The organism is Chryseobacterium sp. 22543 (genome assembly GCF_052044565.1).
Lineage (GTDB): Bacteria > Bacteroidota > Bacteroidia > Flavobacteriales > Weeksellaceae > Chryseobacterium.
Genome location: NZ_JBQENH010000001.1, coordinates 857101 through 881765, shown reverse-complemented (window position 1 = coordinate 881765; position 24665 = coordinate 857101). Strand labels below are relative to the sequence as shown.

The 24665-nt window shown below is 35.6% G+C and carries 27 protein-coding genes and 1 pseudogene; 20 read left to right on the top strand and 8 right to left on the bottom strand.

All coding sequences use genetic code 11. The features are described from left to right. The first annotated feature begins 3 nt into the window (after positions 1–3). The 8 genes from lpxD to ACTJIP_RS03840 all read left to right on the top strand — a co-directional run bounded on the left by lpxD (position 4) and on the right by ACTJIP_RS03840 (position 6776). Positions 4–1035 (top strand): UDP-3-O-(3-hydroxymyristoyl)glucosamine N-acyltransferase, encoded by a 1032-nt coding sequence (gene lpxD / locus ACTJIP_RS03875; protein WP_440704140.1) that lies wholly within the window; start codon positions 4–6, stop codon positions 1033–1035. Then, positions 1028–2425: a bifunctional UDP-3-O-[3-hydroxymyristoyl] N-acetylglucosamine deacetylase/3-hydroxyacyl-ACP dehydratase gene (locus ACTJIP_RS03870; RefSeq protein ID WP_047386958.1), complete on the top strand. Its 1398-nt coding sequence runs from the start codon at positions 1028–1030 to the stop codon at positions 2423–2425. The genes lpxD and ACTJIP_RS03870 overlap by 8 nt, the downstream gene beginning before the upstream one ends. After that, positions 2426–3220, top strand: a complete 795-nt coding sequence (lpxA, locus tag ACTJIP_RS03865) for an acyl-ACP--UDP-N-acetylglucosamine O-acyltransferase (RefSeq protein WP_047386961.1) — start codon at positions 2426–2428, stop codon at positions 3218–3220. A gap of 20 nt (positions 3221–3240) precedes the next feature. Then, positions 3241–3576, top strand: coding sequence for a hypothetical protein (locus ACTJIP_RS03860; RefSeq protein ID WP_228408913.1), 336 nt, complete (start codon positions 3241–3243; stop codon positions 3574–3576). Positions 3577–3591: 15 nt separating this feature from the next. Beyond that, positions 3592–4155, top strand: a complete 564-nt coding sequence (gene efp, locus ACTJIP_RS03855) for an elongation factor P (protein WP_077419251.1) — start codon at positions 3592–3594, stop codon at positions 4153–4155. A 70-nt stretch (positions 4156–4225) separates the two neighbouring features. Continuing rightward, positions 4226–5128 carry a UDP-3-O-(3-hydroxymyristoyl)glucosamine N-acyltransferase gene (locus ACTJIP_RS03850; RefSeq protein WP_440704139.1) on the top strand — a complete coding sequence of 301 codons (903 nt, stop codon included), beginning with the start codon at positions 4226–4228 and terminating at the stop codon, positions 5126–5128. A gap of 90 nt (positions 5129–5218) precedes the next feature. Next, complete coding sequence (gene sucD, locus ACTJIP_RS03845; protein WP_077419253.1) at positions 5219–6091, top strand: succinate--CoA ligase subunit alpha; 873 nt, start codon at positions 5219–5221, stop codon at positions 6089–6091. 16 nt (positions 6092–6107) lie between these two features. After that, positions 6108–6776, top strand: coding sequence for a porin family protein (locus tag ACTJIP_RS03840; protein WP_077419254.1), 669 nt, complete (start codon positions 6108–6110; stop codon positions 6774–6776). 220 nt (positions 6777–6996) lie between these two features. Here the strand turns inward: ACTJIP_RS03840 and ACTJIP_RS03835 are convergent, their stop codons facing one another. Next, entirely contained in the window at positions 6997–7203 is a 207-nt protein-coding gene (locus ACTJIP_RS03835) for a hypothetical protein (protein WP_440704138.1), read from the bottom strand. Positions 7204–7462: 259 nt separating this feature from the next. Here ACTJIP_RS03835 and ACTJIP_RS03830 point away from each other — a divergent pair, with 259 nt between their 5' ends. The 3 genes from ACTJIP_RS03830 to ACTJIP_RS03820 all read left to right on the top strand — a co-directional run bounded on the left by ACTJIP_RS03830 (position 7463) and on the right by ACTJIP_RS03820 (position 8993). Then, on the top strand, positions 7463–7609 hold the full coding sequence (locus ACTJIP_RS03830; RefSeq protein WP_440704137.1) for a hypothetical protein: 147 nt from the start codon (positions 7463–7465) through the stop codon (positions 7607–7609). Between the two features lie 245 nt (positions 7610–7854). Beyond that, positions 7855–8778, top strand: a complete 924-nt coding sequence (locus tag ACTJIP_RS03825; protein WP_440704136.1) for an IS1595 family transposase — start codon at positions 7855–7857, stop codon at positions 8776–8778. Next, positions 8772–8993, top strand: a complete 222-nt coding sequence (locus ACTJIP_RS03820) for a hypothetical protein (protein WP_440704135.1) — start codon at positions 8772–8774, stop codon at positions 8991–8993. Before ACTJIP_RS03825 ends, ACTJIP_RS03820 begins: the two co-directional genes overlap by 7 nt. Positions 8994–9074: 81 nt before the next feature. Here the strand turns inward: ACTJIP_RS03820 and ACTJIP_RS03815 are convergent, their stop codons facing one another. The 3 genes from ACTJIP_RS03815 to ACTJIP_RS03805 all read right to left on the bottom strand — a co-directional run bounded on the left by ACTJIP_RS03815 (position 9075) and on the right by ACTJIP_RS03805 (position 11759). Further along, positions 9075–10385: an ABC transporter permease gene (locus ACTJIP_RS03815; protein ID WP_077419255.1), complete on the bottom strand. Its 1311-nt coding sequence runs from the start codon at positions 10383–10385 to the stop codon at positions 9075–9077. A gap of 3 nt (positions 10386–10388) precedes the next feature. Then, positions 10389–11300, bottom strand: a complete 912-nt coding sequence (locus tag ACTJIP_RS03810; RefSeq protein ID WP_077419256.1) for an ABC transporter ATP-binding protein — start codon at positions 11298–11300, stop codon at positions 10389–10391. A 108-nt stretch (positions 11301–11408) separates the two neighbouring features. Continuing rightward, complete coding sequence (locus ACTJIP_RS03805) at positions 11409–11759, bottom strand: T9SS type A sorting domain-containing protein (RefSeq protein WP_047378731.1); 351 nt, start codon at positions 11757–11759, stop codon at positions 11409–11411. Between the two features lie 118 nt (positions 11760–11877). On the opposite strand from ACTJIP_RS03805, the gene hemB reads away from it, so the two are divergent. Both hemB and ACTJIP_RS03795 read left to right on the top strand, forming a co-directional pair. Continuing rightward, entirely contained in the window at positions 11878–12867 is a 990-nt protein-coding gene (gene hemB / locus ACTJIP_RS03800; protein ID WP_077419257.1) for a porphobilinogen synthase, read from the top strand. A gap of 145 nt (positions 12868–13012) precedes the next feature. Next, positions 13013–13159, top strand: a complete 147-nt coding sequence (locus ACTJIP_RS03795; RefSeq protein WP_156118482.1) for a bacteriocin-like protein — start codon at positions 13013–13015, stop codon at positions 13157–13159. A 78-nt stretch (positions 13160–13237) separates the two neighbouring features. Here the strand turns inward: ACTJIP_RS03795 and ACTJIP_RS03790 are convergent, their stop codons facing one another. Beyond that, the gene (locus tag ACTJIP_RS03790) at positions 13238–13531 is read right to left on the bottom strand and encodes a TM2 domain-containing protein (RefSeq protein ID WP_077419258.1); all 294 of its coding nucleotides are present in this window, start codon (positions 13529–13531) and stop codon (positions 13238–13240) included. 153 nt (positions 13532–13684) lie between these two features. On the opposite strand from ACTJIP_RS03790, the pseudogene lptB reads away from it, so the two are divergent. Then, positions 13685–14410 (top strand): annotated as a pseudogene (gene lptB / locus ACTJIP_RS03785) (LPS export ABC transporter ATP-binding protein); the annotation flags it as partial. Between the two features lie 505 nt (positions 14411–14915). Further along, complete coding sequence (locus ACTJIP_RS03780; RefSeq protein WP_440704231.1) at positions 14916–16643, top strand: ABC transporter ATP-binding protein; 1728 nt, start codon at positions 14916–14918, stop codon at positions 16641–16643. A gap of 49 nt (positions 16644–16692) precedes the next feature. On the opposite strand, the gene ACTJIP_RS03775 is transcribed toward ACTJIP_RS03780, so the two are convergent. Together ACTJIP_RS03775 and ACTJIP_RS03770 are read right to left on the bottom strand one after the other, a co-directional pair. Beyond that, the gene (locus ACTJIP_RS03775) at positions 16693–17157 is read right to left on the bottom strand and encodes a carboxymuconolactone decarboxylase family protein (RefSeq protein WP_077419260.1); all 465 of its coding nucleotides are present in this window, start codon (positions 17155–17157) and stop codon (positions 16693–16695) included. Between the two features lie 196 nt (positions 17158–17353). Then, positions 17354–17926: a Crp/Fnr family transcriptional regulator gene (locus tag ACTJIP_RS03770; protein WP_428169192.1), complete on the bottom strand. Its 573-nt coding sequence runs from the start codon at positions 17924–17926 to the stop codon at positions 17354–17356. A 95-nt stretch (positions 17927–18021) separates the two neighbouring features. On the opposite strand from ACTJIP_RS03770, the gene ACTJIP_RS03765 reads away from it, so the two are divergent. Then, positions 18022–18975, top strand: coding sequence for a helix-turn-helix transcriptional regulator (locus ACTJIP_RS03765; RefSeq protein WP_219073151.1), 954 nt, complete (start codon positions 18022–18024; stop codon positions 18973–18975). 222 nt (positions 18976–19197) lie between these two features. Here ACTJIP_RS03765 and ACTJIP_RS03760 read toward each other — a convergent pair whose 3' ends face one another. Further along, entirely contained in the window at positions 19198–19689 is a 492-nt protein-coding gene (locus ACTJIP_RS03760) for a DinB family protein (protein WP_047387000.1), read from the bottom strand. Between the two features lie 169 nt (positions 19690–19858). Between ACTJIP_RS03760 and ACTJIP_RS03755 the strand changes: the two genes are divergently transcribed. From ACTJIP_RS03755 to ACTJIP_RS03740, 4 genes are all read left to right on the top strand, one after another. Then, complete coding sequence (locus ACTJIP_RS03755; RefSeq protein ID WP_440704134.1) at positions 19859–20443, top strand: hypothetical protein; 585 nt, start codon at positions 19859–19861, stop codon at positions 20441–20443. Positions 20444–20766: 323 nt separating this feature from the next. Beyond that, entirely contained in the window at positions 20767–23187 is a 2421-nt protein-coding gene (locus ACTJIP_RS03750; RefSeq protein ID WP_440704133.1) for a TonB-dependent receptor plug domain-containing protein, read from the top strand. 187 nt (positions 23188–23374) lie between these two features. Further along, positions 23375–23944: a cob(I)yrinic acid a,c-diamide adenosyltransferase gene (locus tag ACTJIP_RS03745; protein WP_077419265.1), complete on the top strand. Its 570-nt coding sequence runs from the start codon at positions 23375–23377 to the stop codon at positions 23942–23944. Then, positions 23934–24581 (top strand): thiamine diphosphokinase, encoded by a 648-nt coding sequence (locus ACTJIP_RS03740; protein ID WP_077419266.1) that lies wholly within the window; start codon positions 23934–23936, stop codon positions 24579–24581. Before ACTJIP_RS03745 ends, ACTJIP_RS03740 begins: the two co-directional genes overlap by 11 nt. Positions 24582–24665 lie beyond the last annotated feature (84 nt).

Below are 24665 nucleotides of genomic sequence, written 5' to 3'. Positions count from 1 at the left end.
AATATGGAATTTACAGCTTCGCAAATTGCAAGTTTTATTGACGGAAAAATAATAGGTGACGAGAATGCACTTATTACAGGGGTTTCACCAATTGAAAATGGGGAATCAGGACATCTTTCTTTTATAGCACAAGATAGATTTTCTCATTTCTTGGATACCTCACGATGCTCTGTTATCATCATTTCGGAAAAACTTCTGGAGAAAAACAGTTATAACCCTACCTTAATCGTTGTAAAAGATGCCTATCTTTCTTTTCAGATCCTGATGAATTTATATCAGGAAATGCAGGGAAGAAAAGAAGGTATAGAAAATGGTTCTTCCATTCACGATACAGCTGTCATAGGAGATAAAGCATATATCGGAGCATTTACTTATGTTTCCGAGAAAGCTAAAATCGGGGAAGGGGCACAGATCTTTCCACACGTATATATAGGAAAAGGAGTGAAAATTGGTAAAAACTGCAAGATAGACAGTGGCGCCAGAATTTATGACTACTGTATTATTGGGGATAACTGTGTGATTCATTCCAATACGGTAATTGGAGGTGACGGTTTTGGTTTCCAGCCAACTGCCGAGGGTTTCAAAAAAATACCGCAGCTTGGAAATGTAATTATTGAAGACGATGTTGAGATAGGCTCAAACTGCAGTATTGACAGAGCAACAATAGGCTCTACAATTATAGGAAAAGGAACTAAAATTGATAACCTGATTCAGATTGCCCACAATGTGAAAATAGGTCAGAACAATGTAATTGCAGCACAAGCGGGAATTGCAGGTTCTACTACAATTGGTGACTGGAATCAGATTGGAGGCCAGGTAGGCGTCGTAGGACATATCAAAATAGGAAATCAAGTGAAGATTCAGGCTCAGAGTGGTGTGAATTCCAGCGTTAATGACAGAGAAACATTGTATGGCTCTCCAGCCATCAGTTATAATGACTATTTGAGGAGTTATGTTCATTTCAGGAATCTTCCTGGAATAGTAAATAGAATAAATAATCTTGAGAATACCTCAAAAGATAATACTAATGAGTGATATGCAAAAAACACTTCAGCAAGAGGTAACTCTTTCTGGAATTGGCCTTCATACGGGTAGAGAAGTAAAACTTACCATTAAACCTGCTAAAGAAAATACAGGTTTTGTATTTGTAAGAACAGACTTGGAGGGACATCCTCAGGTAGAAGCAGATGTAAACTATGTTGTAGCAACAGAAAGAGGAACTACCTTAGAAAAACTAGGGGTGAAAATTACCACTTGCGAACACCTTTTGGCAGCTCTTGTAGGTTGTGATATTGATAACGCAGTCTTAGAAATGGATGCCTCTGAACCACCTATTCTTGATGGATCTTCAAAATACTTTGTTGAAGCTATTGAAAGCGTTGGTGTTGCAGAACAGGGCGTGGCGAGAGAATATCTGGTTGTAAAAGAAGTTCTTACCTACAGTGATCCGGCTACTGGTTCGGAAATCACAATCATTCCTTCAGATACTTACGAAGTAACGACAATGGTAGATTTTGGGACTAAAGTATTAGGTACTCAGAATGCTACTCTTAAAAATATTTCAGAATTTAAAGACGAAATCTCATCAGCAAGAACATTCAGCTTCCTGCATGAATTGGAAATGCTTTTAGATCACGGTTTGATCAAAGGTGGAGATATTTCCAATGCGATTGTATATGTAGACAAAGATCTTACTCCTGAAACGACAGAAAAACTAAAGAAAGCCTTTGGAAAAGATAATGTATCTATCAGACCAAACGGTATTCTTGACAATCTTAATTTAAACTATCCTAACGAAGCCGCAAGACACAAATTATTAGATGTAATTGGTGACCTGGCTTTAGCAGGAGTAAAAATAAAAGGTAAAGTTATTGCCAACAAACCGGGACACTTTGTGAATACCCAGTTTGCGAAAAAACTAAACCGCCAGTGGAAATTGCAGAAAAAGAAAAACGTTCCGGATTTTGACCTGACAAAAGAACCAGTATTCGATATCAACGGAATTATGAAGCTTATGCCTCACAGACCCCCGTTCTTATTGATTGATAAAGTTCTTGAACTTTCAGACTCTCACGTAGTAGGGTTGAAAAATGTAACAATGAACGAACCATTCTTCGTTGGACACTTCCCGAAAGAACCTGTAATGCCTGGAGTACTTCAGGTAGAAGCTCTAGCACAGACAGGAGGTATCCTGGTACTGGCCAGCGTTCCGGATCCTGAGAACTATTCTACTTATTTCATCAAAATTGATAAGGTGAAATTCAAGAGAAAAGTAATTCCTGGAGATACGCTTATATTTAAAATTGAATTAATAGAGCCTATCAGAAGAGGAATTGTTCATATGCAGGGGTATGGATACGTAGGAGATACAGTAGCAGTAGAAGCAGAGCTTATGGCTCAAGTTGCAAAAAATAAAGTTGATTAAATGATTCATCAATTAGCAGCCGTAGATAAACGCGCGAAAATCAGCAAAAATGTAATCGTAGAACCATTTACTACAATTGCAGGGGACGTAGAAATTGGAGAAGGAACGTGGATTGGTCCCAATGTTACCATTATGGAAGGTGCAAGAATCGGAAAAGACTGTAAAATCTTTCCCGGAACTGTAATCTCTGCAATCCCTCAGGACTTGAAGTTCGATGGTGAAGATACACAAACAATCATTGGAGATAACACTACTTTAAGAGAATGTGTCACCATAAACAGAGGAACCAAAGCATTAGGATACACCAAAGTAGGAAGTCACTGCCTGATCATGGCAACTTCACACGTTGCTCATGACTGTATTATAGGAGATAATGTGATTATTGCAAATGGTTGCGGTATTGCGGGACATGTGGAAATTGGTGACTTTACCGTAATGGGAGGTTTATCTGCTGTTCAGCAGTTTGGTAAAATCGGGAAACATACTATGATTTCAGGAGGATCTTTAATTAGAAAAGATATTCCACCTTATGTAAAAGTAGCAAGAGATCCAATTTCTTATGCAGGAATCAACTCTGTTGGATTAAGAAGAAGAGGGTTTTCTAATGAGAAAATCTTTGAAATTCAAAAAATCTACAGAGCTATTTTCCAAATGAAGATGAATGTTTCTCAAGCGTTAGCCTATATTGAAAAAGAAATGCTTCCAACGGCTGAAAGAGATGAAATTCTACAGTTTATTCAAAACTCACCTAGAGGTATCGTAAAAGGATATGGTACCGGAAAGGATAGAGATTAATTTATAAATACTATCAGACAATGAAAAGTTTAATCGTACTTATTGCGCTTTCTGCAACTTCTTTTTTGTTTGGCCAGCAAACGGAAAAGTCTGCAACTGGGAAAAAAGAAAAACCTTTTACCATAGAAAGAAAACTTTCCGGAGAATCTAATGATAGTATTGCCAAGAATAACTTAAATGGTATTCTGAAACAGAAAAGTATCAGAAGTTCAATATTAGGAACAACTGATCAGTATAAATCTGATGTTCAGATGAATGTAAACAGATTAAATAATAATGTGAATGCATTCAATAATAATACATTTAACAGAATGATGCCTCAAGGACAAGGTATCGAAATTAAAAAAAGAAAATAAATATTTATATAATTAATGGCAACAAGTAACGATATCAGAAAAGGTCTTTGCATCGAATTTAGCAACGATATTTTTAAAGTAATCGAGTTTCTTCACGTAAAACCAGGGAAAGGTCCTGCTTTCGTAAGAACAAAACTAAAATCTGTGACAAACGGAAAAGTATTAGACAATACATTCTCTGCTGGTCACAAAATTGATGAAGTAAAAGTAATCACAAGAAAGTTCCAATATCTTTATGATGACGAGAACGGATTCCACTTCATGAATAACGATGATTTTTCTCAGTTATATTTAAATAAAGAAATGATTGAAAACTCAAACTTGATGAAAGCAGGGGAAGAAGTAACAATCATTTTGAAAGAAGCTGATGAAACTCCGCTTTCTGCAGAACTTCCACAGTCAGTATATCTGGATGTTATCGAAGCTGATCCGGGTGTAAAAGGAAACACGGCAACTAACGCTCTTAAAAACGCAATCGTTGAAACAGGAGCAAGAGTAATGGTTCCTTTGTTCATTGAGCCGGGAGACAGAATTAAAGTAAGCACTGAAGACGGTAGCTACTTAGAAAGAGTGAAATAATAAATAAAATTTACATAAATTCGGTTTGCACTAGCAGTCCGAATTTTGTTTTATAAGAAAATCTATTGTTATGAGATTCCATTCTCCGCAAAAGCTTAAAACGATTGCAGATTTAATAGGCTCAGCATTTGTTGGGCCAGAAGACTTTGAAGTATTGGGAACCAATGAAATTCATATGGTAAAGCCAGGTGATATCGTTTTTGTGAACCACCCTAAATATTATGACAAAGCACTAAACTCTGCAGCCACTATTATTTTAATTGATAAAGAAGTAGAGTGCCCGGAAGGCAAAGCGCTTTTGGTTTCTGATGATCCTTTCAGAGACTTTAATAAAATCAATACTCATTTTACCAGAATCTATAATTTCACAGAAGAACTTCACGATGTTGAAATAGGAGAAGGCACAAAAATCCACCATTCTGCAGTAATCGGGAACAATGTGAAAATCGGAAAAAATACCCTTATCTTCCCAAATGTTGTGATAGGAGACCGTACCGAAATCGGGGATAATGTTGTTATCCAGTCCAACACAGTTTTAGGAGGTGATGCGTTTTATTACAGAAAATTAAATGGAAATTTTGACCGTCTGATTTCTGTAGGAAATGTTATCATCGAAAACAATGTGGAGATCGGAAATGGATGTACCATTGACAGAGGGGTTACGGATTCTACCCTCATTGGAGAAGGTTCTGTTCTGGATAACCAGATTCAGATAGGACATGATACCGTTATCGGGAAAAAATGTCTTATTGCGTCTCAGGTAGGAATTGCTGGATGCTGCATCATTGGAGATGAGGTGACATTATGGGGACAGGTAGGCATTGCTTCCGGTAATAAAATTGAGGCAGGATCTGTAATTTTAGGAAAAACCGGAGTAAACAGAGATCTTGAAAAAGGTACCTATATTGGGATGTTTGCAGAAGATTTCAAAACTTATCTGAAAAAAGAAGTAAAGCTGAGAAATCTCAAATAAACTATTCCAAAGGTTTTATCCAAAATCAAAGAAATTTAAGTAAATTTGTGAGCATTAATAAAATAATAAATAAATTAAAACAACAATAAAATGTCAATTTTAGTAAACAAAGATTCTAAAGTAATTGTACAAGGATTTACAGGGAACGAAGGAACTTTCCACGCTGGTCAGATGATTGAATACGGAACAAATGTAGTAGGTGGTGTTACTCCAGGAAAAGGAGGTAGCGAGCACTTAGGAAAACCGGTATTTAATACAGTGGCTGATGCTGTTGAAAAAGCAGGAGCAAACGTAAGTATTATTTTCGTACCACCGGCATTTGCAGCAGATGCTATCATGGAAGCTGCTGAAGCAGGTATCAAAGTGATTGTATGTATTACTGAAGGTATTCCTGTAGCTGATATGGTAAAAGTAAAATCTTATATTGCTGACAGAGACTGCAGATTAATCGGACCAAACTGCCCTGGAATCATTACTTCTGAAGAAGCTAAAATTGGTATTATGCCAGGTTTCGTTTTCAAAAAAGGTAAAGTAGGTATCGTTTCAAAATCAGGTACCCTTACTTACGAAGCTGCTGACCAGGTAGTAAGAGCAGGTTACGGTATTTCTACTGCTATCGGTATCGGTGGTGACCCAATTATTGGAACAACGACAAGAGAGGCATTAGAATTATTCATCAACGATCCTGAAACTGAAGCTGTTGTAATGATCGGTGAAATCGGTGGAGGTCTTGAAGCTGAAGCTGCAAGATGGTACAAAGCAAGCGGGTCTACTAAACCGGTTGTAGGATTCATCGCTGGACAAACTGCTCCAAAAGGAAGAACTATGGGGCACGCAGGTGCTATCGTAGGTGGTGATGAAGATACAGCTCAGGCTAAAATGGAAATCATGAGAGAAAACGGTATCAACGTTGTAGATTCTCCTGCTGACATTGGTGCTACTGTAGCAAAAATTCTAGGATAATATAAAACCACACCATATGAAAAAACTTTTATTAGCCTCAGCTTTGACGCTGTCTGCATTATCTTTTGCACAGGTGCAATGGAATAATACAAGATTCGGTCTTACTGCAGGTTTAAACTACTCAAGAGTAGCAAATGCCCACAATCCCTCTGGCCCAAGATATACCTTCCAAGGTGGAGCTTTGGCTTTGATCCCCGTAGGGAAGGCAAACCAATTCTTTATCCAACCCGAAGTTCTGTACTATGGTGCAGGAGAAACCGGAAAAGATAAAGATGCTAAAGGAAAAGATGGTTACGATGCAGTATATGCAAATAACTATCTGAGTGTACCACTTTATTTCAAAGGATACTTTTCAGAAGCTGAATCAGAATTCTTTGGATTGATTGGACCTAGATTTAACTTTTTAGTAAGTCAGGACGTAAAGAATCCTCCTGTAGGAAGACCTTATTATGATCCGGACGTTACTGATCCTACACAACCAGGAGTAGACGGAAAAGCAAAAAGCTTTAACTGGGGACTTGGACTAGGCGTAGGATATAGCTATAAGAGACAACTCGAAGTAGCTTTAAAATATGATTTAGGACTTTCTGATACTTACCCTGGTCTTGTAAAAGAAAAAGGAGGAAGTGATAAGAAAAAATCAGAACAGGTAATTGCACTTACCTTAAGCTATATATTCAAATAGAATATCTCAGAATATAAAAAATCCCGGAAACTAAGTTTCCGGGATTTTTTTATTATAAATTATGGTAACTACATACAACTTTACACAAAATAAAAGAGAAGCTAAATTTCTATGAATCATCAAGTATTGTTAGAATCACTCTTAACAATCGAACAAACTACCTCGGAGGGTTATGTTCATCATCAATAGAAATATTAGCTTCCTTTTTCAAAGATAGTAATTACCACGGCATATTTTCAAAGAAAATATCTTTAGTCACAAGAACTATAACTGTAATAGCAATAACAGCAACAAAGGTATAAATAACAACATTCGCAATTATACCATTCCTTCTATTACGCCTGATATTCTCTTTAATTAACCATCGATAAGTTTCCATATCTCCATGAGTGATTAAAGTAAACTCTGTTTCATCGTATTGTTTCATGATTGTGAAATTTAATTCACTCCAAACTCAAAAGTGTAGTTATATAAAATAAAGAAGGTGTGAGTTTGTAACTCTTATTTGACAGTAGAGGTTCTGGTAAACCTTGAAGTACAAATAAGACAAAACCCACACCCATATAGGATGCGGTTGCCTTATTTATTCTGTACTTCAATTGAATTTACCAGATTCCTACTGACAGAATAAAAAGCTAACAGCTTCTTTTAATCGTTAAAGTTTAGCAAAAATATGGAAAAGATTTGTGAAAAAGAAAAGCAGAGCGTTAACTCTGCCTTATAAGAAAGAAATCATTGTAGTGCTTTTAGGAGGAGAAAGAAACCTCTTTCCCTATGGAAATGAGAGAGCATCATTTCTTTTAACTCTCTCATTTTTTATTATTGACCAGTAATCCAGTCCCATAGGCTGAAATGCTCGAAAGCATATTTCAGGATAAAATGTACAGAGTACTTAATAATTGTTTTACATAACGCTTTTATCAAGCGAGGAGGTATTTTGATTTTGATTTTCATTGAGAATCTTATTTAAAAATTACCTCCTAAAACACTACGTTTTTGCAAATATACCACAAACATTTTTGACAAAATAGACCAACCGAAATAATTCGTAAATTAATGTAACTTTAATAAAATCAAAATGTTAAACACCAATATAAAGTCAGTTTTTGAATTGATGAACACATTTTCAACAGAACAAATATGTATTGATTATTTAGAAGATTTAAGATGGGGAGGAATTGTTGAAAGTCCTTTTAATTCACTATCACGAGTTTATAAATGTAGTAAGAATAGATACAGATGTAAAAACACTGGTAAGTATTTTAATGCTAAAACAGGAACCATGTTTGAGAATTCTAAAATCAGTCTTAGAAAATGGTTCTTAGCTATTTGGTTGGTTACTTCTCATAAGAAAGGAATAAGTTCAATCCAGTTATCAAAAGATGTAGGAGTAACACAGAAAACAGCTTGGTTCATGTTACAAAGGATTAGAGCCTGTTTTGGAATAGAGAATAACAATGAATTAGAAGGTGTTGTTGAATGTGATGAAACGTTTATTGGAGGTAAGAATAAAAATAGACATAAAGATAAGAAGGTTAAAAACTCTCAAGGACGTAGTTTTAAGGATAAAACACCTGTAATGGGAATGCTTCAGAGAGATGGCAAGATGAATGCTTATGTTGTTGCTGATACAAAGAGAAACAGTATTCAACCATTAATTTGTAGATATGTAAATCCTGAAACAACAGTCCTAATAAGTGATGAATGGTGGGGATATACAGGCTTAAACAAATATTACGATCATAAAATAATAGATCATTCTAAAAAAGAGTATGTAAGTTTACAAGACAACTCTATACATACAAATAACATAGAAGGAAGTTGGAATATTTTAAAGAAAAGTGTTTCAGGAATGTATAATCATGTTTCAAGAAAGCACCTTCAGAAATATGTTGATGAGTTTGTATATAGATTTAACTTGAGAAAGGTCTCAGACCAAGAAAAATTCAGATATTTGTTGTATAATTCAAATGTCCGAACTAAATACAAAGAACTATGTTAAGTACAAAACTAAAAAGAGAAGGAGTGAAAAATGTTATAGTAAATGACATTGAGTATTTTGATGTTCAGGACATAAAAGAAAATCATCCTGAACTAAAAGTTGATACAAGTAAAATAGTATATTTAGATGATATAGCTTTAATTAAAGCTGATTATGTATATATTATTACAGAATTTGATAAAACAATCAAGCAGATATTTCCTAAAAAGGATTAATCTGCTTGTGTAAAGAAGTATATAATTACCTAAATTATAAACAGATTGATCTGTAATCTTTATTTTTCAGCCTTTTGGTGATTATCCTTTAATCCACTTCCAAAGCTCTTTTAAAGTAGCTTTATTACCGTACATCAAAATACCTACACGATAGATTTTTCCGGCCAGGAAGATCATAAAAACAGTTGTTACCAATAATAATGCAATAGACAATGCAATCTGCCATGCAGGAACTCCAAATGGGATTCTTGCAATCATCGCAACCGGTGAAGTAAACGGAATGATTGACAGCCAGAAGCCTAATGGCCCATCAGGATTGTTCATCAAAGTAAAACTTCCATACATCCCCAAGGTTAAGGGTAAAATTGCAAATAAAGTAAATTGCTGTGTCTCTGTTTCGTTATCTACTGCAGAACCGATTGCTGCATAAATAGAACTGTAAAAAATATATCCTAGAAGGAAGAAAACGATGAATACAAAAATGATCAGTGGGAAATTAAGTTCCAGCAAACTGTGAGAAATCTGGGTAGCAAGCTGCCCCACATCCAGTTTACTCGCAATCTCATTATTTCCACCCGGGATATTTTTCTGAAGAGGTGAGAAGCCTGTATTCAGAACTAATGCTCCGATGACAGACATTGTGATCCAGATCAGAAACTGAGTCAGTGCAACCATGGTTACCCCCAGAATCTTCCCCATCATCAGTTCAAAAGGTTTTACGGAAGAAATAATAATCTCCACAACACGGTTGTTCTTTTCCTCAAGTACACTTCGCATTACCCTTACCCCATAAATAATGATAAACATAAAGGTAACATACATCAGGATCATGCTCAGCCCGGATTTAACCCCGAAGGCAAGATCAGAATCCTCTTTATTATTATCCGTTACATTAATGGTCTTTAATGTGAAGCTTTTATCAAGATCAATTAACTGAGTCTCCTGAATGCCCAGCTGTTTGATTTTTTCTTTTTTAACAACATTGCTGATATCAGAAACAATTTGCTGCTTTGTGTCGAATCCTATTTTACTGTTGATTACCAGTCTTGTCTCTTTTTCAAGCGCATCGAAATTCTGATTTTTCAATTCCGGAAGAATCAGAATACCATCCAGGGATTCATTTCCTTTTAAATTGTTAATCTTTGATTTTTCATCTGCGGCAGAAACAAAAACGTAATTTAATTTATCATTAGATTTCAGTTGATTCATAAACAATCCGCTCTTATCAACCACTTCTATAATGCTGTGTGACTCATTAGCCTTAAACATTAATCCTACTACAGCTCCGAAAGCAATAATCATTATGGGGGCAAGCAGCGTTAATATGATGAAGGATTTTTTCTTAACCTGTGTAAGAAATTCTCTCTTGGTAATTAAAAAAATATTATTCATAAATTAGGGATGGTTACTTACAGCATTAATAAACACTTCGTTCATGCTAGGTATTCTTTCATCGAATGATCTCACTTTGCCCACTTGTACTAGATCAAGAAGAACATTATTTTGACTCTCTTCATTTTTCAGGTCAAAGGAAACAAGATTATTTTCATTCGATAAATTGAAGATGTCATACTTACTCTTGAAATGGTCAAACTGATCGTTGCTGACTTCAGAAAGTGTAACCCCAAAAATATTTTTCTTGAATTTTTCCCTTACGTCAAAAACCCTTCCGTCAATGATTTTTTTAGAATTGTTGATCAAAGCAACATAATCACACATTTCCTCCACACTTTCCATTCTGTGGGTAGAAAGAATGATAGTTGTTCCGTTATTTTTAAGATCAATGATCTGATCTTTGATTAAGTTGGCATTTACGGGATCAAAACCTGAAAAAGGTTCATCAAGAATCAAAAGATGAGGTCTGTGAAGAACGGTTACTACAAACTGGATCTTTTGTGCCATCCCTTTAGAAAGTTCAGAAAGTTTTTTCTTCCACCATTGATCGATGTTCAGTTTTTCAAACCATTTTTTGGCTTCATTCAGAGCATCGTTCTTACTCATTCCTTTCAGTTCCCCGAAATATAGGATCTGATCGCCAACACTCATGTTTTTATACAATCCTCTTTCTTCGGGCATATAGCCGATGTCTTTAATATGATCCGGGCTCAGTTTTTGTCCGTTGATGAAGATATCTCCGGAATCTGCCTGAGTAATTTGATTAATGATACGGATAAAAGAAGTTTTTCCGGCTCCGTTGGGACCTAAAAGGCCGTAAATACTACCTTTTGGAACATGGATGCTGAAATCATCCAGGGCGACCTTTTTTCCGGCATTGTAGGTCTTTTTAATATGTTCAGCTTTTAGCATTAAAATTATTCTTTTTACAATTAGTATAAAAAGATTCCGAAAGTTACGGAAATATTAAAACAGAATTAATGTAAAAGAAAAAATCCTGATGATTATCAGGATTGTAATTTATTGTTTCACGATTTGAGTAACTTTCTGCGTGTTGTCACTTAAAATATAACGGATCATGTACTTTCCGGGTTTCAATTTTTCAATATTAATCTCACCGGAATTCATATTCACTGTATAATTAGCGACCTGCATACCCAAAATAGAATAAAAAGTCACACTTTTGATTCTTAAAGAAGAATCTTTTGCCTTAATGATAAGGAAATCCTTTGCAGGATTTGGATAAGCAAGCAACACCCCATCATCCGCTTTCTGAGTGATGGAACTCGGCTCTCTAAGCTGAGCTTTTAAATTGTTGGAAAATCCAACAAAAGTGCCTACAAATAGAAATAAAAGTAAAAGTTTTTTCATCAAATTTATAATTTCTCGAATATATATAACAAATGTAATAAATTCTATAATTTCATACAATAGTTTTTTGTAGAACTTATATTAAATTTGTAGAAACTTATTCAAAAAGTATTCCAAAATGATACATTCAAGAAATAGAAGACTTAGAGTTAATGAATCTATCAGAAGTTTGGTAAGAGAAAATGTGCTTACAACTGATGATTTTGTAATGCCGATCTTCGTAATGGAGGGCGAAAACAAGCAGGAGGCAATCCCGTCTATGCCGGGGATTTTTAGGCGGAGTATAGATTTAACCGTGAAGGAATGTAAGGAATTATTTTCTTTGGGAGTAAAAGCTGTCAATTTGTACATGAAAGTGTCAGAACATCTGAAAGACAATACAGGAAAAGAAGCCTGGAACAATGACGGACTGATGCAGCGTACAATCAAAGCAATTAAAGATGCCGTTCCGGGAATGATCATTATGCCGGATGTAGCGCTGGATCCTTATTCAATTTATGGACACGACGGAATTATTGAAAACGGAAAAGTGATCAATGATGCTACCAACGATGCACTGGCAAGAATGTCAGTATCCCACGCTGAAGCAGGAGCAGATCTTGTGGCACCAAGTGATATGATGGATGGAAGAGTACAGGTCATTCGTGAGGCATTGGAACAAAGCGGATTTACAGATGTAGGAATTGTGAGCTATGCTGCCAAATATGCAAGTTCTTTCTATGGACCTTTCAGAAGTGCTTTAGACAGCGCTCCGAAAGATGATATGGAAATTCCGAAAGATAAAAAAACATATCAGATGGACTTCCACAATACACGTGAAGCATTGAATGAAGTATTTAAAGATATTGACGAAGGAGCGGATGTTATCATGATCAAACCGGGACTTCCTTATCTGGATATTGTTTCCAAAGTACGTGAAGCCATTGATCTTCCGATCGCAGTATACAATGTAAGCGGGGAATATGCAATGGTAAAAGCGGCAGCACAGAACGGCTGGCTGGATAATGACAGAACGATCATTGAAAGTCTGACTTGTTTCAAAAGAGCAGGAGCAGACATGATCTTTACTTATTTTGCAAAAGAAGCTGCTATCCTTTTGAATAAATAACAGTTAGAAAATTGTGATCCGGACACCAACGTTAATGTTAGGTTAATGGTCTGAATTGAAGACTTTCGAGTACATAAAAAATATACTTTTGAGTAAAGCTAATTTCGAGAAACGAAAATAATTAAAACATCAAAAGAATTTATTTATGAGAAATCTTAAAAAGATTGAAAGAAATCAATTGAAGGAAATCAAAGGAGGAGAAGTGATCATTGATGATCCAAATTGCGGAACATGGTGCAAGGGAATCTGGCATCCATGTACAATTAATCATTTAGCTTGTCCACCTGATTAATCATTTCAATAAAAAATAATAGGCTGTTCAGATAAGAACAGCCTATTTTATTTTCAGACAGGTGAGTGGTTTATTATTTTATAACCAACCTTTTTTCCCATAGACGTAGGTATCATCAAACTGTTTATCACTCATAAAAAGATACAAAATACCTTCAATAAAAGGAATGACAGAAGCTGCTCCTAAAGTAACAACATTCAGAACCAGCTGAATGATTCCCTCTTTCGTATAGCCAAGATAAAATTTATTTAAAGCCAGCCAGCCTACAAGAATTCCCAATAATGCCGCAGGAATTTTCTTTTCCGAATGATAAGGGACGCTGTTTTGCTGGTTTTGTACATTTTCTGTTTTTGTGTAACCGTAATTTTCCATTTCTTAATGATTGTAATTGATTGAGATGTTTTACGATAAGTAGTTTAAAATGGTTAAAAGTTACAATGATTTGGAAGTGAACAAGTTTATATTTAAATAAACAAGTTGATATTAACATATAAGTGAAGTTTATATTTTTGATATATTTGCCCTATGATTTTACGAGGAGAAAACTTAATCAAGGAATACGGTCCTAAAAAAGTTGTAAAAGGCGTTTCTGTACAGGTTCAACAGGGAGAAATTGTTGGTTTGCTGGGTCCGAACGGAGCAGGAAAAACCACATCGTTTTATATGATCGTAGGGTTGGTTAAGCCCACTTCAGGAAAGATTTTCCTGGATAAACAGGAGATTACTACGGATGCCATGTACCGAAGAGCCCAAAAGGGAATCGGATATCTTGCTCAGGAAGCTTCCGTTTTCAGAAAATTGTCTGTAGAGGAAAATATTATGGGAGTATTGCAGCTGACCAAGCTTTCAAAGCGTGAACAGCAGATCAAATGTGATGAACTGATCGAAGAATTTTCTTTACAGCATGTCCGTAAAAACAGAGGAGATCTTCTTTCCGGAGGAGAGAGACGTAGAACCGAAATCGCACGCTGTTTGGCTACAAGCCCGAATTTTATTCTTTTGGATGAGCCTTTCGCGGGAGTAGACCCTATTGCCGTTGAAGATATCCAGAAGATTGTAAGAAGTCTTGTAGATAAAAATATTGGAATTCTGATTACCGATCATAACGTACAGCAGACGTTGGCCATTACCAACAAAACCTATATTATGTTTGAAGGAAAAATCCTGAAAGAAGGACTTCCGGAAGACCTTGCGAATGATCCGCAGGTAAGAGAGGCATATCTTGGTGAAAACTTCGTGTATCAGAGTATTTTGGATAAACCTAAAAAGAAAAAATATGCTTACAATATCTGGGCAGGAAACTTTGATTCAAAAGCGCAGTTACAGGGATTTGTAGATGAAAACTTCAGACAGTTTGATGATCTGAGACTGATGTATGGTTTTGAAGACATCAGCTTTGCTTCATTAGCAAACTCTGAAATTGAACATATCTTTAATGATGTGGTAGATAAAAATGCCAACAACTCATTTGTTTTCCAGAAAAAAGAAATCAATTCTCAATATTCTCTAGAGCAGGCAGAAGCGGAATCTAAAGAAGCTGGCAGAAAAGAACTGCATTACCTTACAACTTATCTATTTGAAGGATAAAATATAAAGCATTTATTTGCTGAACATGATAATAAAACGTACCTTTTTCTTTTGAAAGCGGTACGTTTTTCATTTAAAAATGATTTCTATGGCTAAACCTTTTAACAGAACAGTCACCTTGTTCGGAATTTATAAACAGCTTGTCCCCTTTATCAGACCTTACCGATTAATGATTTACGGAACCCTGTTTCTTACTTTTCTGGGAGCCCTCGCAGCACAGGTAAACCCTATTGTTTTGAAATATACAGTAGATGAAGTCACCAAGCTAACCCATCTTCCACATCCGATGACAGAGGGTATTCATATTCTTATCATCATTTCAATTATTTTGCTGGGAAAAGAACTGCTGAATATTTTTATCAATTTCGGACAGAAATTTTATGGAGAAAAGATCAGGATCAATGTAAGTTCTGTGTTGGCTCAGTCAGCCATTGATAAAATTTTAACCTATAGAGTTGCTTATTTTAATGATGAAAACCATGAATCCGGAAAATTACAGATCAGAATAGACCGTGGTATAGAAAGTTTAACCAGACTGGTACAGAATTTTTTTATTGATATTCTGCCGCTTTTTTCCAACGCTATTATTGCGCTGATCATTATGTATATGCAGAATGTGTACGTAGGACTTGTTTCAACGATCATTGTTCCGATTTATTTTTATATCAGTTCTCTGCAGGCCAAAAAGCTTGGAGGAGTGCGCCGCCAGCTTAGAAATCAGAGAGAAAAAAAGACATCCGGACTTCTGAATCTGATCAATTCCATTATGGTCATTAAAAGTTTTGTCCGTGAAAAGTTTGAAGGAAAAAAACAATACGATCTTCAGATGGAACTGATGGAAAGCCAGATGATCACAAGAAGAACCAACTTTATTTATGATGGTTTAAAAACGTTTATTGAGCAGTTCGGAGTAGTTTTAATCATTCTTTTAACCGTTTATCTTGTTCTTGATCAGCAAATGACTATCGGTGCGATCATGCTTCATATTATGCTTTTCAATAATGTCTCTGCGCCTATCCGCCAGCTGCACAGGATTTATGATGATATGAATGATGCCATGATCTACGCTGAGGGCTACTTTGATATCCTGAATGCAGACAACGAAACCGAATCGAATGGAACCTTTGTGGAAAAAGAAATCAAAGGAACTTTTGAATTGAAAAATGTTGGTTTTACTTATCCCAACGGAACAAAAGCCTTACATGATGTTTCCATGAAAATTGAAAACGGAAAAACGACAGCTTTAGTAGGATTGAGCGGTGCGGGAAAATCAACGGTGATTAATCTTTTGTGTAAATTTTATTTTCCGGATTCCGGAGAGATTCTTCTTGACGGAGTAAATCTTAATGAATTTGATAATACTTTTCTGAGAAGTGATCTTGGATTGGTACTTCAGAGAAACCATATCTTTCAGGGAAGTATAGAAGATAATATCCGCTATGGAGATATGAATGCAGGTTTTGAAGAAATTCAGGAAGCTGGAAGGAAAGCTTATCTGCATGAACAGATCATGGATCTTCCGGATCAATACCAGCATGATGCTACTCAGCTTTCCGGAGGACAGCAGCAGAGGATTGCCATTGCCAGGTTGTTTCTTAAAAATCCCCCGATTATCTTTCTGGATGAACCTACAGCAAGTCTTGATGCCATCGCCACCGAACAGATCAAGAATTCTTTGGATGCAATAAAAGAAGGAAGAACCGTGGTTATCATTTCCCATTCCCTGTCGCAGATTCTGGATTCCGATATTATTTACGTGATGAAAAAAGGAAGAGTAGTGGAAAATGGAACTCATGATGAACTTTACAGTAAAGAAGGTACTTACCGTGAGATCTTTGATGCATCAGCCCGCAGTCTGAATCTCGATAAACTGGTGAATACTTTTAAAGAAAATTAAATAAAAAAACTCAGCTTGCCCGCTGAGTTTTTATTTTAATAACAATTGTCTAATGCGCTTTTTCAGGAACCTGATAAGTCCCTACATCTGCTCCGAAAGCAATATTAATTCTGTTGTAGCTGTTGATGGCAATAACGGCCATTGTTAAATCCACTATTTCAGTTTCAGAATAGTAATGACTTACCTTTGAATAAATATCATCATTCACTTCCTTGCCATTTAAAGCCGTTAAAGTTTCAGCCCATAGCAGTCCTGCCTTTTCCTTATCGGTATAAAATGAACACTCTCTCCAGGCACTTACGAGAAATATTCTCTGTTCTGTTTCACCTTTTGCTCTTAATTCTTTAGAATGCATATCCAGGCAAAAAGCACATCCGTTCATTTGTGAAACCCGGAAATACATCAGTTCAAGAAATGAATTGTCCAGTGATGAATTCTGTACCTGAAATCCCATGGTGTGAAGTGCATTTACAGCCTTGTTTCCGATCGCAAATGCGTTGATTCTTTGTGACATAATATTTGTTTTTTGATTAATTATGTGACAAATGTAGAACTGTATTTTCCTGAATTTTTTTACAAATGATAAATTTTATAAGGAAAGATTTTAAAAGCTGGAGGATAGAAGCTGGATACTGGAAGTTACTATTATGTAGATGATATATATTCAGTCTACAATAGCTTCCCACTTCCAGCCTCCAGCTTCCTTTTCTCTAAAACTTCTGTGCTCTTATTCTGCTTAAAGAAACCTGAGTGATTCCGATATAATCTGCCAGATCACCAAGACTGATGCGCTGGATAAGATCAGGTCTTTGCTTCATGAAATTGTGATAGCGTTTTTTTCCGTCATCTTCCAGCATTTCACTGATCCTTCCCATCATATTGACCGGAGCTTTTGAATACAATTTGCTGAAAAGTGTTTCTGCCGTATGAAATTTTTTACACAATCCTTCAATAACATCTCTGTGTATGCGGAGGACTTCAGTAGGTTCCAGGGCAACGATCATGTATTTTGACGGCTGTCCGGTAAGAAAACCGCTCAGCTCAGCGAAAAAAGCATTTTCTGCAAAAAAAGTCATGATAAAATCTTTATCACCATTGTCAAAAAATAGTTTTACAAGTCCCTTTTCAATAAAATAAAAATACCGGCAGGTTTCATCAGCTTTTAACAAAAAATCTCCTTTTCTGTAAGTTTTGGATTCCATATGGGTAACAAGCCCGTCTATCACTGCCTGTTCCGGTTTTAAAACTTTTTCAATAGACTGAACAAAATGAGTGTGAAGCATAAAAAAGAAACTGTTTTGTGAAAAATAAAATTAATAAAAAAAGCAGTCCCATTTATAAGACATACCTCGAAAAAGAATTTTAGCTTTGTTACATAATGAATGATCACTATCTTAAAAAACTCGATCGGGTAACCGCTATCCTTACCCAATTACAGTCTAAACCTGTAGTTCGGGCGCAGGATCTGGCTGAAAAGTTCGATGTAAGTATCAGAACCATTTACCGTGATGTAAAAACCCTGGAAAATGCAGGTATTCCTATTGTAGGTGAAGCAGGAAACGGCTATTCTTTGATGGACGGATACAAACTTCCTCCCATTATGTTTACCAAAGAAGAGGTCTTAAGTTTTATAACCGCCGAAAAGCTGATGCAGAAATTTTCCCACCAAAGTTTGGGAAGCCATTATCAGGCAGCCATGGAAAAGGTGCGGTCAGTATTGCGGAATTCTGATAAAAACCTCATTCAGAATATTGAAAAACAGATTGATGTTTTTAGTTTTCATACCGATTCCGGAGATTCTCTTAAAAATGTGATTCCAATTATTTTAGAAAGCATCGCAGACAAAACCCAATTGAATATAAGATATCAGACGGTAGATGGTAGGGTAGACAACAGAACAATTGAAACTGTCGGGATGTTCTTTGAGTTTAATTTTTGGTACATCATGGCATTCTGTACTTTGAGAAAAGATTTCAGACAGTTTCGGATAGACAGGATTTTAGAAATTTCAAAAACCTTGAATCCCTTTTTGCAGGAATATGGGCAGGTAAATGATTACCGGAAAAAATCAAACGGAAATAAAGTCAGAGCCAAACTTTTGGTTGACAAAAAGATAATGTCTCATCTGGTGAATTCCAAAAAATATTATGGACTGACAGAAGAAGTGGAAACTGAACAGGGGGTAGAACTCACTTTTGAAACAGAATGGATCAGTGACGGATTTCCCCGCTGGCTCGTTACTTTTGCAGACTATGCTACCGTTCTGGAACCGGAAAGTCTTCGCACCAGATTGAATGAGCTGCTTGTAAAAATGACAGAAAGACACCAATAAAACCTCAACAGAGTAATTGTTGAGGTTTAAAGACTTAATTGAGGCAAATAAATGAAATGGTTAATAAGCCAAGAGCAAAATCGCAAAAAAGCTAAATTTGTTTTGTTGCAAAAAATGATATAAGTTGTTGAGATGGAGGAAAATCACTAATTAAATGACATTGCAGATGTATTCTCAGGATTTCCGCCTTTTTGCAATTTTACCTCTTTACTTTTATTAAAATTAAAATCTTTCCCAGAAGAAAGGTGGTTCAATTCCCAAAGCTCTCAGATAAACATATCCTTGTCCGCGGTGGTGAACTTCATTGTCTACAAAATAAAGAATGTTCTGATATACAGGGAATTCATATTCTCCAAATAAATTGAAAGTTTCTTGGAAACGCTCTTCAGAAATCATATTAAAATAATGGTTGATTACTTCTGTTTCTTCATCCCACTTCTTTAAAATTTCTTCTTTTGTTTTCGGATTAAAGGCTTCCTCGTTGTATGCTTCCATGCTTCCTTCAACAATTCCTTTTAAAGCAGGTCCGCCAATGCCAATCAGCTCTACTGCCAGTTTTGCAAACGGTCTCATTCCACCTACAGAAAATTCGAATAGTTCTTTTTCAGGAAAAGATTCAATAACTCTTCTCGTTAGATTTCTATGTCCTTGCCAGTCGTTTAATAACTGTTCAGAAGTCATGAATTGTTTAGTGGCTGTTGCTGTAGTTGTCATAATGTTTTGTTTTTGTTTGTTGTTGATACAAAGGTAAGACAGGGTTATGACAACAGTTTGTCAGTAGGGTTTTTGATATTGAAAAAATATTTTTTTCTTTGCTAAAATATCCGGACCTACTTTTCCGTTAGAAGGAAGGATATTAATAACAAAAATCGCTATTAGAATTATGAAGAAGTATATTTTGCCTGTTGTCACCGCATTTTTATTAGTATCATGCAATAAGATTGAGGAAAAAATTGACCAGACGGTTCAAAAATCAACAGAAACTGTGCAGCAAAAGGCACAGCAGGCTGTAGAAGAAACAGTGAAGAAAACAATCAATGAATCAATAAATACGATAACCAATTCCGAAGATGTTAAGTTTAATACCGTTTTTCCTAGTACGGGAGCTTCTATAGTTTCTGAAGAAAAAGGGAAAAAAATTAAAATCCCGGGAAGATCTGAAGGTTACATTTTTAAATACAAAGCAGACATTGCCGCATTGCTCCCGTTTTTAGAAGGCCAGCCTACTTCTGATGAAAGCAAATCAGAAAAGACAGCCCGTAAGATTGATGGACAAAACATCATTGATAAAATAAGTCTTTTATCAAAATTTCTTCCTGATAATACCCTTGATACAAGTATTCTGGAAGATATAAAATCCGATAAAAACATTCAATATTATAAATTGAAAAGGTTTCCCAACAGTAGTACAATTATCTACAACCCAAAAAATCAGACCATCATACAATACGTAGAGGTAAATAAATAATTTGGATATGGCCGTTTTAACGGCCATTTTTTATATGCAGTCAATAGGTGAAGTAATCTCAAGCTACGAAAACCACTTATAAGAAAGAATGAAATCATATTTATTCCCCGGTGTAAGTTAATCACTTTTTCAGACAGAATTAGGAAATTACTACTGCATTTCTTTTCATATTATTAATAAATTACTGATGTTTGTAAGTTTATTATTGTTTTTATAAATAATTACTATTTGTGAGGTTATGGAGTATTATTCATATCATATGATTTATTTTTGTATTTAATATTAATATTTTCACTAGATTTATTAAATAATTGTCAATTGATATGAAAAAGGAATTGTTTAATAAGAAAATTTGTGCACTGGTATTAAGTGGAGCTGGTGCAATGGGATATGCTCAGGACAGCATAAAACAAAATAAAATAGATGAAGTTGTGGTTACAACGGGTAGAACTAAGCCCAGAACCATCATTACCTCAGCAATTCCTATTGATAATATTTCTGCTGTACAATTAAAATCCACAGGGCAAATTACTTTTGATAAAGCTTTAACCTATGCTGTTCCATCTTTTAATTCGTCACAGCAAACCGTTTCTGATGCAACGGCTCATTTTGATCCGGCGGATTTAAGAGGATTAGGACCTTCCAGAACATTGGTTTTGGTAAATGGTAAAAGAAAAAATCAAAGTGCTTTAATTTATGTAAATGATACACCGGGAAAAGGTGAAGTAGGTACAGATCTTAAAAGTATTCCTTCAGCAGCCTTACAAAATGTAGAGGTATTGAGGGATGGTGCATCTGCACAATATGGTTCTGATGCTATTGCAGGAGTAATCAATATTATCCTTAAGAACAGCGTTGGAAAAAGTACAGTCAATCTTTTTTCAGGTATTACATCAGAAGGTGATGGCTTTAATATCGGAGCAGATTTTAATACAGGAATCAGAGTTGCCAAAAATGGAAGTCTGAATCTTACATTCGGATATTCTTCCCAAAATAAAACCAACCGTGCAGGTACTGTTACAAAAGATGACCTTTTTGGTGTAGATAATGCCTGGACGCAAGCTAATCCTGGTCTGGGAATGATTATAGGGCAGCCGGAAACAAAAGTGGGCAATATGTTTGTCAATTTTGAGTTGCCAACAGGTGAAACAGGCAAATTTTATGCTTTTGGGGGTACAACTTACAGAAATGGGACCAGTTTTGCTTTGTACAGAACTCCCTATTGGGTAGCTTCAGATTTTGGTTTATTAACTCCACAAGGACAACCTTACAATGGATTTCAACCGCAATTTAAAACAGATGTTTACGATTATAATTTAACCTCCGGGTGGAAAGGCATGTTTGGAAAATGGAATTTTGATGGGAGTGCAACCTTTGGCTCTAATGCCGTAGATTATGCTGTAGCAAATACCATTAATACATCTTTGGGAGCCAATTCACCAACCCGTTTTAGAGCAGGAGGTCATCAGTTTAGTAATATTATAGGAAACATAGACATCAACCGGGATTTTGGTGCGCTTGTTTTAGGAGCTGGAGCAGAAGTGCGTAATGAAAACTATCAGGCGAAGGCAGGTGAGGAAGCATCTTATATAGGAAGTGGTGCAGAATCATTTCCAGGACTGCAGCCTCAAAATGAAGTCAATAAAAACCGTCAGAATATTGGGGCGTATCTGAATGCTGAATGGGATATTACGAAAAACCTGTTAGTTGGAGGAACTGTGAGATATGAAAACTTCAGTGATTTTGGAAATAATGTTTCCTGGAAAGGAAATGCAAGATATAAGTTGTTGGATGATAAATTGGTGTTCCGAGGGTCTGTTTCTACAGGATTTCGAGCACCTTCATTACACCAGATTTATTATTCCAATGTTCAAACCAAAATTACAGGGAATACTGTAGCTAATCAGGGTACTTTTAATAATGACTCTCAAATTGTAAGATCTGATCTTGGTGTAGCCAGATTAAATGCTGAAAAAGCTTTTAACATTACTGGGGGATTTGCCGTAAAACCGTTTAAAAACCTTACTATTACAGCAGATTATTATAGAATAAAAATTAAAGACCGGGTACTTTTCTCAGGAGATATTGGTTATAAAACCGGTGCTCCGGGTAGTCCGGATATAACAAACCCAGTGGAGGTAATATTAGACAATAATAAAATAACCTCTTTGAAGTTTTTCACCAATGCGGTAAATACAGTTACTCAAGGGGTAGATTTCGTCGCAAATTATTATACTTCTGCTATAGGCAAAGGAAGATTGGGAGTTATTGCTGCTTTCAATTATAACGAAACTAAAATAGTAGATAATATTGCCGTTCCGCCTATTTTGGCTGAAAATGGTTACTCAGAAAACTTTTTTGATAGAAAAGAACAATCCAGAATTACTTCTGCAAGACCCAAAACAAAAACTATTCTTAGTCTTTCTTATGATATTTCAAAGTTTAACTTTAACCTTAATAATACTTATTTTGGTTCTGTTACATGGCAGCACGCAACTGATCCTGCCAAAGATCAGACATTTTCTGGTAAAGTAGTTACAGACATCGTTTTAACATATAAAATAACGAAAGACCTTAAAGTTTCCGGAGTTGTAAATAATTTGTTTAATATTTATCCGGATGTTATAGACAGCAAAGGAGATATAGTTACAGATCTTGGAGGAAGGTTCAAATACCCTTGGGAGGTGAATCAGTTTGGATTTAACGGAACAACTTTTCAGCTCAATGTTAATTATACTTTTTAATCTATAAACAAAGGAATTGGTATTGTTAGGCTTAACAAAGGCGAAGCAATCTCAAAAAATATAAAACCCACATAAACAATTAGCTGGCATTCATTCATAATGTCAGCTAATTGTTTTTTCACGCAGAATAGGAAGTTATTACTATATTTTGCTTTTTACATTCTACAAAAAAGGGTATTTTAGTACTATGAAAATTTATACGAAAACAGGAGATAAAGGTCAGACGGCATTATATGGCGGAACAAGAGTTTCTAAAGCCAGTGCCAGAGTAGACAGTTATGGAAATATAGACGAGCTGAATTCATTCATTGGGATTGCAAAAAGTCATATCGAAGATGAAGAAGTATTGAGACAACTGAAAAAAATACAGTTTGATTTGTTTACCGTAGGTTCCGAGGCTGCTACACCAGTAGATAAACTGATGCTGGCCAACGGAAAATCACGCCTTCCGATCATTATTTCAGACACAGAAATTGAAGAACTGGAACAATGGATGGATGCTTTTGAAGATAAACTGGAGCCGCTTCAATACTTTATCCTTCCAGGAGGTGGAAAGCCTGCCACTTTTTTACATGCTGCAAGAACCATCTGCAGAAGAGCAGAGCGCTCATTGGTATTTTTGAATGAATCAGAAGAAATACGTCCTGAATTGATTAAATATTTAAACAGACTTTCAGATTATCTTTTTGTGTTGGCAAGATATGTTTCAAAACTGAACAACGAACCGGAAGAATACTGGAATCCGAATGAGAGATAAAGCACTACTTTTCATCAACGGAGATGCTCCCCAATCTTTCCCTGATCTTGATCATTATGACTTGATTGCTTGTACAGACGGTGCTTTTCACTATTTAAAAAGAATGGGTTTCCCAATGGACAGGTTGGATTTTATATCTGGTGATTTTGATTCCCATTCCGGATCAGATGAAGATATGTATCAGGAAAAATTTATCCTTACATTGGATCAGGATAAAACAGATTTTCACAAAGCTTTAGAAATCATTTTGGAAAAAGGCTTTTCAGAGATTGATGTTTTTGGAGGAAGTGGAGGTGAGCAGGATCATTTTCTTGGAAACCTTACCGTTGCTTATGCATTCAAAGATCAGATGGAAATTAAATTTTATGATGAGTTTTCAGAATATTACTTTATTCCAAATCATTTTAAATTGAAAGGAGCGAAAAATAGAATGATTTCTCTCTATCCATTTCCATCAGTGAATAATATTACAACGAAAGGACTTAACTGGTCTTTGACGAATGAAACTTTAAGCATTACTTCAAGAATAGGAACCCGAAACTTTGCCGTTGAAGATGAGGTTTCCGTAGAATATGAATCAGGAGATGTCCTGTTATTTGTAGGAATCAGCGAAATAGAATATCCCACGATCTATTAAAAAGATCTTTATCGAGTAGTTATTCTACCAATAGAAATGGGCTTTAGCCCATTTAATAAAAAATATATAAATCAACTGGCTTTA

Coding starts and splice junctions, on each gene's coding strand:
- lpxD (WP_440704140.1), top strand. CDS start 4: ATGGAATTTACAGCTTCGCAAATTGCAAGTTTTATTGACGGAAAAATA.
- ACTJIP_RS03870 (WP_047386958.1), top strand. CDS start 1,028: ATGAGTGATATGCAAAAAACACTTCAGCAAGAGGTAACTCTTTCTGGA.
- lpxA (WP_047386961.1), top strand. CDS start 2,426: ATGATTCATCAATTAGCAGCCGTAGATAAACGCGCGAAAATCAGCAAA.
- ACTJIP_RS03860 (WP_228408913.1), top strand. CDS start 3,241: ATGAAAAGTTTAATCGTACTTATTGCGCTTTCTGCAACTTCTTTTTTG.
- efp (WP_077419251.1), top strand. CDS start 3,592: ATGGCAACAAGTAACGATATCAGAAAAGGTCTTTGCATCGAATTTAGC.
- ACTJIP_RS03850 (WP_440704139.1), top strand. CDS start 4,226: ATGAGATTCCATTCTCCGCAAAAGCTTAAAACGATTGCAGATTTAATA.
- sucD (WP_077419253.1), top strand. CDS start 5,219: ATGTCAATTTTAGTAAACAAAGATTCTAAAGTAATTGTACAAGGATTT.
- ACTJIP_RS03840 (WP_077419254.1), top strand. CDS start 6,108: ATGAAAAAACTTTTATTAGCCTCAGCTTTGACGCTGTCTGCATTATCT.
- ACTJIP_RS03835 (WP_440704138.1), bottom strand. CDS start 7,203: ATGAAACAATACGATGAAACAGAGTTTACTTTAATCACTCATGGAGAT.
- ACTJIP_RS03825 (WP_440704136.1), top strand. CDS start 7,855: ATGTTAAACACCAATATAAAGTCAGTTTTTGAATTGATGAACACATTT.
- ACTJIP_RS03820 (WP_440704135.1), top strand. CDS start 8,772: ATGTTAAGTACAAAACTAAAAAGAGAAGGAGTGAAAAATGTTATAGTA.
- ACTJIP_RS03815 (WP_077419255.1), bottom strand. CDS start 10,385: ATGAATAATATTTTTTTAATTACCAAGAGAGAATTTCTTACACAGGTT.
- ACTJIP_RS03810 (WP_077419256.1), bottom strand. CDS start 11,300: ATGCTAAAAGCTGAACATATTAAAAAGACCTACAATGCCGGAAAAAAG.
- ACTJIP_RS03805 (WP_047378731.1), bottom strand. CDS start 11,759: ATGAAAAAACTTTTACTTTTATTTCTATTTGTAGGCACTTTTGTTGGA.
- hemB (WP_077419257.1), top strand. CDS start 11,878: ATGATACATTCAAGAAATAGAAGACTTAGAGTTAATGAATCTATCAGA.
- ACTJIP_RS03795 (WP_156118482.1), top strand. CDS start 13,013: ATGAGAAATCTTAAAAAGATTGAAAGAAATCAATTGAAGGAAATCAAA.
- ACTJIP_RS03790 (WP_077419258.1), bottom strand. CDS start 13,531: ATGGAAAATTACGGTTACACAAAAACAGAAAATGTACAAAACCAGCAA.
- ACTJIP_RS03780 (WP_440704231.1), top strand. CDS start 14,916: ATGATTTACGGAACCCTGTTTCTTACTTTTCTGGGAGCCCTCGCAGCA.
- ACTJIP_RS03775 (WP_077419260.1), bottom strand. CDS start 17,157: ATGTCACAAAGAATCAACGCATTTGCGATCGGAAACAAGGCTGTAAAT.
- ACTJIP_RS03770 (WP_428169192.1), bottom strand. CDS start 17,926: ATGCTTCACACTCATTTTGTTCAGTCTATTGAAAAAGTTTTAAAACCG.
- ACTJIP_RS03765 (WP_219073151.1), top strand. CDS start 18,022: ATGAATGATCACTATCTTAAAAAACTCGATCGGGTAACCGCTATCCTT.
- ACTJIP_RS03760 (WP_047387000.1), bottom strand. CDS start 19,689: ATGACAACTACAGCAACAGCCACTAAACAATTCATGACTTCTGAACAG.
- ACTJIP_RS03755 (WP_440704134.1), top strand. CDS start 19,859: ATGAAGAAGTATATTTTGCCTGTTGTCACCGCATTTTTATTAGTATCA.
- ACTJIP_RS03750 (WP_440704133.1), top strand. CDS start 20,767: ATGAAAAAGGAATTGTTTAATAAGAAAATTTGTGCACTGGTATTAAGT.
- ACTJIP_RS03745 (WP_077419265.1), top strand. CDS start 23,375: ATGAAAATTTATACGAAAACAGGAGATAAAGGTCAGACGGCATTATAT.
- ACTJIP_RS03740 (WP_077419266.1), top strand. CDS start 23,934: ATGAGAGATAAAGCACTACTTTTCATCAACGGAGATGCTCCCCAATCT.